Source organism: Streptomyces sp. NPDC006923, assembly GCF_040635655.1.
Lineage (GTDB): Bacteria > Actinomycetota > Actinomycetes > Streptomycetales > Streptomycetaceae > Streptomyces.
Window position 1 is genome coordinate 125,011 of the sequence record NZ_JBEYIF010000020.1, and the last position, 3,530, is coordinate 128,540.

2 protein-coding genes are annotated in these 3,530 nt (G+C 65.8%); both read right to left on the reverse strand.

Translation table 11 applies throughout. From position 1 onward, the window contains the following. Positions 1–138 precede the first annotated feature (138 nt). Entirely contained in the window at positions 139–2,634 is a 2,496-nt protein-coding gene (locus ABZ707_RS29650; RefSeq protein ID WP_360180750.1) for a mannose-1-phosphate guanyltransferase, read from the reverse strand. 112 nt (positions 2,635–2,746) lie between these two features. Next, positions 2,747–3,355 (reverse strand): CDP-alcohol phosphatidyltransferase family protein, encoded by a 609-nt coding sequence (locus ABZ707_RS29655; protein ID WP_360180752.1) that lies wholly within the window; start codon positions 3,353–3,355, stop codon positions 2,747–2,749. Positions 3,356–3,530: the final 175 nt, after the last annotated feature.

Here is a 3,530-nt window from a genome sequence, read left to right on the forward strand (position 1 = left end):
GTGTCGATGCCGTCCGTCGAGTGGTTCGAGGAGCAGCCGCGCGAGTACCGCGACAGCGTCCTTCCGCCGTCCGTGAAGGCCCGCGTCGCCGCCACCCGGCACACCGGTGTCACCTCACCGGCCGGCTGTGGTCGGGCGCTAATGACCCGCGCCGTCGACGACGGCCGACCATTCGTCGAGCAGCGCCTGGGCCGACGCGTCGTCCGGACCCTCGGCCCACAAATGGGTGACGGCCTCGGAGGGGTCGGGCAGCACCATCACCCAGCGGCCGTCGGCCTCCACGACCCGCACACCGTCGGTGGTGTCCACCTGCCGGGCGCCGGCCGCCTCCACCACGCTGCGCATGACCAGTCCCTTGACGGCCCAGGGCGTCGCCAGATCCCGTCGCAGCACATGCGCACGAGGGATGCGGGCATCGATCTGGCTCAGTGTGAGCTGTGTACGCGCCACCAGGCCGAGCAGCCGCACAAAGGCCGCCGTTCCGTCCAGCACACTGCTGAACTCCGGCACGATAAAGGCTCCGCGCCCGTCGCCGCCGAAGATCGTGGACTCCTCGCGGCCCACCCGGGTCAGGTCGTCCGGCGACGTGGTCGTCCACTCCACCTGGGTCCCGTGATACGCGGCGACCTGCTCGGCGATCCTCGTCGTCGTCACGGGCAGCGCCACCCGGCCGCTGCGGCGCTCGGCCGCGACAAGGTCGAGCAGCACCAGCAGGGCCCGGTCGTCCTCGATGATCCGCCCACGCTCGTCCACCAGCGACAGCCGCTCACCGACGGGGTCGAACCGCACCCCGAACGCGGCGCGCGCCGAGGCGACGATCTCCCCGAGCCTGACCAGTCCCGACCGGCGCGACTCGGCCGTCTCGGTCGGCCGTGACTCGTCGAGGCCGGGATTGATGGTCAGCGCGTCGACACCGAGACGGCCGAGCAGGCTGGGCAGCACCAGGCCCGCGCTGCCGTTGGACGCGTCGACCACGACCTTGAGTCCGGCCTCCGCGATCCCGGATGTGTCGACATTGCGGAGCAGTGAGCCGGTGTACGAGTCGAAGACACTGGAGGGGAAATGCAGATCCCCGATCTCGCCGGGGAACGCGCGACGGTACTCCTGCCTCGCGTACACCCGGTCGAGCTTGCGCTGACCGGCCTGCGACAGGTCTGCGCCCCGCTCGTCGAAGAACATGATGTCCACGGAATCCGGGACGCCGGGCGACGTACGGATCATGATGCCGCCGGCGCTGCCCCGCCCGGTCTGCTGACGGGCGACCGGCAGCGGTACGTTCTCCAGGTCCCGTACGTCGATGGCGCTGGACTGCAGCGACGAGATCACGGCCCGTTTGAGCGCCCGGGCACCACGCGAGTGGTCACGCGCCGTGGTGACGGTGGAGCCCTTCTTCAGGGTCGTGGCGTACGCGCCCGCCAGCCGGACCACCACTTCTGGCGTGATCTCGACATTCAGGATGCCGGAGACACCACGGGCTCCGAAGAGATTCGCCTGGCCTCTGGACTCCCAGATCACCGAGGTGTTGACGAACGCGCCCGCTTCGATGGTCTTGAACGGATAGACCCGGACATTGCCCTGGATGATCGATTCCTCGCCGACGAGGCACTCGTCGCCGATGACCGCACCGTCCTCGATCCGCGCCGCGCGCATGATGTCGGTGTTCTTACCGATCACGCAGCCGCGCAGATTGCTGTGCTGTCCGATGTAGACGTTGTCGTGCACCACGGCTCTGTGGAGGAACGCACCGGTCTTGACGACCACATTGGATCCGACGACGGTGTGTTCCCGCAGCTCCGCGTCCGCTTCGACCTTGGCGTAGTCACCGATGTAGAGCGGTCCCCGCAGCACCGCGTCGGGATGTACTTCCGCGCCCTCGGCCACCCAGACCCCGGGAGAGATCTCGAAGCCGTCGATATCGACATCGACCTTGCCCTCAAGAACATCCGCCTGAGCCTTGACGTAGCTCTCGTGCGTGCCCACGTCCTCCCAGTAGCCCTCGGCGACATAGCCGTAGATCGGCTTGCCTTCCTTCATAAGCTGAGGAAAGACATCGCCGGACCAGTCCACCGATACATCGGCCTCGACATAGTCGAAGACCTCGGGCTCCATCACATAGATGCCCGTATTGACGGTGTCGGAGAAGACCTGTCCCCAGGTAGGCTTCTCCAGGAAACGCTCGACCTTTCCATCTTCGTCCACGATCGTGATACCGAATTCCAGAGGATTCGGCACCCGGGTCAGGCACACCGTCACCAGTGCGCCCTTTTCTTTGTGGAAAGCGATGAGGTCGGTCAGATCGAAATCGGTGAGTGCGTCACCGGAAATGACGAGGAAGGCATCGTCCTTCAGCGCCTCTTCGGCATTCTTCACGCTACCCGCGGTACCGAGCGGCTTCTCCTCGTTGGCGTAGCTGAGTTCCATGCCGAGTTCTTCGCCGTCACCGAAGTAATTCTTGACGAGGGAGGCGAGGAACTGCACGGTGACAACGGTCTCACTGAGCCCATGGCGCTTGAGCAGCCGCAGCACATGCTCCATGATCGGCCGGTTTACCACCGGCAGGAGCGGCTTGGGCATGCTAGAGGTCATGGGGCGAAGTCGAGTTCCTTCGCCACCGGCCATAACGACGGCCTTCATGTCGGAAGCGTCCTCCTTGAAGAGAGAGTCTCGCCGACTTCGCCCGTCTGGACAGAGGCCCTATGGCGTCAGGGGTGGGCCGGCGACTCTGCACGGCACCACATCGACGAGCTCAATCGGCCACGATGTCCGCCCTGACGAGCCGGCGGACTTGGACCACGTACAGGATCCCTGCCCACCAATACAGAGTTGTACCCCATCCGGCGAACGCCCATCCGAAAACTTCGGCGAGTGACGCAAGCCATCCACTTCCGTCACTGAGGAGCAGGAGCGGGAAGGCGTACATCAAGTTGAAGGTAGCCGCCTTCCCGAGGAAGTTCACCTGGGGAGGCGGATAGCCGTGCCGACGGAGGATTCCCACCATCACCAGAAGCATCAGCTCACGCGCCAATAGCGCGGCGGTCAGCCAGAGAGGCAGGATCTCCCGCCAGGTGAGGCCGACCAGGGTGGAGAGGATGTACAGCCGGTCCGCCGCGGGGTCCAGGAGCCGTCCCAGGCTGCTGATCTGGTTCCACCGGCGAGCGAGCTTGCCGTCGAGATAGTCGCTGACGCCGCTCAGCATCAGCACCAGCAGTGCCCAGCCGTCGCTCTTGGGGCCCCCGAACTCGGGGCGAAGAATCAGCCACAGGAAGAGCGGGACCCCGACGAGGCGGGCCATGCTGAGGATGTTGGGGATGGTGAGGACCCGGTCCGTCTGAACGCGGGTCTCCTGGACCTCCACCCGGGGGCCTCCTGTGTGGAACGTGCCAACGATGCCTCCTGACCTTACCCTCAGCCCGGCCGGCGAGTGCGAGGGGGTCCTGAACGCAGGAATGCCCCGTACCTAAAGGCACAGGGCATTCCCACAACAAAAGTTCGGCGGCGTCCTACTCTCCCACAGGGTCCCCCCTGCAGTA